Raw genomic sequence first — 2,369 nt, 5'->3', positions numbered from 1 at the left:
GTTTCCCTGTGGGGAACGCGGGGCCCCCGCGTGACTTCCGGCGAATCAGAGGATCTGCACGGTTCCTACTGGAAGGCCCGGGGTTGTGCTGATGTCCATGGAGGACGGCTTGGCGCCCGCGTGAACCAGGTGGGCGCCGAGCGCCGCGATCATCGCGCCGTTGTCGGTGCACAGCCGCGGCCGCGGCACGCGCAGTTCGATGCCGTTCTCGGCACAGCGCTCGGCGGCGAGACCGCTCAGGCGCGAGTTCGCCGCGACACCACCGGAGATCACCAGGGTGTCGACCTTGAGGTCCTTCGCGGCCCGGATCGCCTTGGCGGTCAGCACGTCCGCGACGGCCTCCTGGAACGACGCGGCGACGTCGGCCAGCGGGATCTCCTCGCCGGCCTGCTCGGCGCGCTCGACCCAGCGGGCGACCGAGGTCTTCAGGCCGGAGAACGAGAAGTCGTACTTCGCGTCGCGCGGACCGGTGAGGCCGCGCGGGAACGCGATCGCGCACCCGTTGCCCTGCTTGGCGAGCTTGTCGATGGGCGGGCCACCGGGGTACGGCAGGTCGAGCAGCCGGGCGACCTTGTCGTACGCCTCGCCGGCCGCGTCGTCCACGGTGGACCCGATCTCGGTGATCGAGTTCGCCAGGCCGCCCTCGATCAGCAGCAGCTGCGAGTGGCCACCGGAGACCAGCAGGGCGAGGCAGCGCTCCGGCAACGGGCCGTGCTGCAACGTGTCCGCGGCGACGTGGCCCGCGAGGTGGTTCACGCCGTAGAGCGGCTTGCCGAGCGCGGCGGCGTACGCCTTGGCAGCCGAGACGCCGACGAGCAGCGCACCCGCGAGGCCAGGACCCGCGGTGACGGCGATCGAGTGGATCTGGGAGAGCTCGACACCGGACGCGTCGAGCGCGCGGCGCATGGTCGGGACCAGCGCTTCGAGGTGCGCGCGGGAGGCGACCTCCGGCACGACGCCGCCGAAGCGGGCGTGCTCCTCGACGGACGACGCGACCTCGTCGGCGAGCAGTTCGAGCGAGCCGTCCGGACCGAGCCGGACGATGCCGAAGCCCGTCTCGTCGCACGAGCTCTCGATGCCGAGAATCAACCGGTCAGACACTTTGAGCAGGCCTTCCCATCGTGTACGCGTCGGCACCCGACGGCTGGTAGTAGCGGCGGCGCACGCCGAGGTGCTCGAAGCCGTGCGCCAGGTACAGGGCGATCGCGGGCTCGTTGTCCGTGCGGACTTCGAGGTACACCGGGACGCCGATCTCGTCCACGCGGGCGAGGAGGTCTCGCAGGAGCTTCTTGCCGATGCCCCTGCCCTGCCAGTGCTTGACCACCGCGATCGTGTGCACGCTGGCCTCGTACGGGCTGGCGGCGAGCCCCGCGTAGCCGATGAGCTCGTCGTCCGCGTAGGCGCCGAGGTAGTAGTGGCCGTTGTTCAGCTCGCTGTGGAACGCGTTCTCGCTCCACGGGTCCTCGCCGGGGAACAACGCCAGCTCGATCTCGTGACACCTGGGCACGTCGGCGTGCTGCAACGGCCCGAACGTGACGGTGCCGGTGGTCATGCCCTGGTCACCCGCTTGCGCCCGGTGGGCTCGACCGCGTCCGGGCGGCGCAGGTAGAGCGGGGTGAGCGCGGCCGGGCGGGCCTTCGCGAGCACCTCGGCGGCCGCGGCGGCGACCAGGCCCTCAGGGCTCGGATGCTGCACGCTCAGGAGGTCGAGACCCAGGATCTCCTGGTAGATCTCGGCGCCCTCACCGGTGGCGTGGTGCACGCCCAGCTTCGGCAGCTTCTCGGCGAGGTCTTGGGGGCGCTCGACGTGCGGGCCGTCGGTGCGGCGGCCGGCGGCGTCGTACGCGGCCCAGTAGACCTCCTTGCGGCGCGCGTCGGTCGCGACGAGCAGCGGGTGGCCGCTGGCGGCGTCCTTGGCGATCGCGTCCGTGGTGGCGACCGGGTAGACCGGGCGGTTGAGCGCCTGGCCGAGCGCGGCGGCGGTGGCGAGGCCGACCCGCAGGCCGGTGAAGGGGCCCGGGCCCGCGCCGACGACGATGGCGTCGAGGTCGGCGTAGGTCTTGCCGGCTTCTTCGAGCGAGTCGCTGATGTGCGGGGTGAGCAGCTCGCCGTGCGCCTTGGCGTTGAGCGTCACCCGCTTCGCGAGCAGGCGCGGCGGGGAGTCTGGCGCGAGTTCGACCACACCGGCGGTGACTGCGGGGGTGGCCGTGTCGACGGCGAGCACTAGCACGATTGTCCAGAGTAGTACGAGGTCGTGTCGGTCATCCGGCCGCCTCTTCTGGTCAACCGCCGAAGGCGATTCGGGCAGAAGCGGTGGCCGGATTAACCACAACACGACCAACACCTCGCAGATAGGAAGAGCGGAGGGGT

Annotated in this window: 3 protein-coding genes; all 3 read right to left on the bottom strand. The window is 71.4% G+C overall.

The window, feature by feature from the left end; genetic code table 11:
* Positions 1 to 45 precede the first annotated feature (45 nt).
* From tsaD to tsaB, 3 genes are read right to left on the bottom strand one after another with little or no spacing between them, the layout of a single operon-like run.
* Positions 46 to 1,101, bottom strand: coding sequence for a tRNA (adenosine(37)-N6)-threonylcarbamoyltransferase complex transferase subunit TsaD (gene tsaD / locus ABZX92_RS45685; RefSeq protein ID WP_355572401.1), 1,056 nt, complete (start codon positions 1,099 to 1,101; stop codon positions 46 to 48).
* Complete coding sequence (rimI, locus tag ABZX92_RS45680) at positions 1,094 to 1,552, bottom strand: ribosomal protein S18-alanine N-acetyltransferase (protein WP_355572399.1); 459 nt, start codon at positions 1,550 to 1,552, stop codon at positions 1,094 to 1,096. The genes tsaD and rimI overlap by 8 nt, the downstream gene beginning before the upstream one ends.
* Complete coding sequence (gene tsaB, locus ABZX92_RS45675; RefSeq protein WP_355572397.1) at positions 1,549 to 2,229, bottom strand: tRNA (adenosine(37)-N6)-threonylcarbamoyltransferase complex dimerization subunit type 1 TsaB; 681 nt, start codon at positions 2,227 to 2,229, stop codon at positions 1,549 to 1,551. The genes rimI and tsaB overlap by 4 nt, the downstream gene beginning before the upstream one ends.
* Positions 2,230 to 2,369 lie beyond the last annotated feature (140 nt).

Source organism: Lentzea sp. NPDC006480 (assembly GCF_040611995.1).
Classification (GTDB): domain Bacteria; phylum Actinomycetota; class Actinomycetes; order Mycobacteriales; family Pseudonocardiaceae; genus Lentzea.
This window is presented reverse-complemented; position numbering and strand designations above follow the sequence as displayed.

Coding starts and splice junctions, on each gene's coding strand:
- rimI (WP_355572399.1), bottom strand. CDS start 1,552: ATGACCACCGGCACCGTCACGTTCGGGCCGTTGCAGCACGCCGACGTG.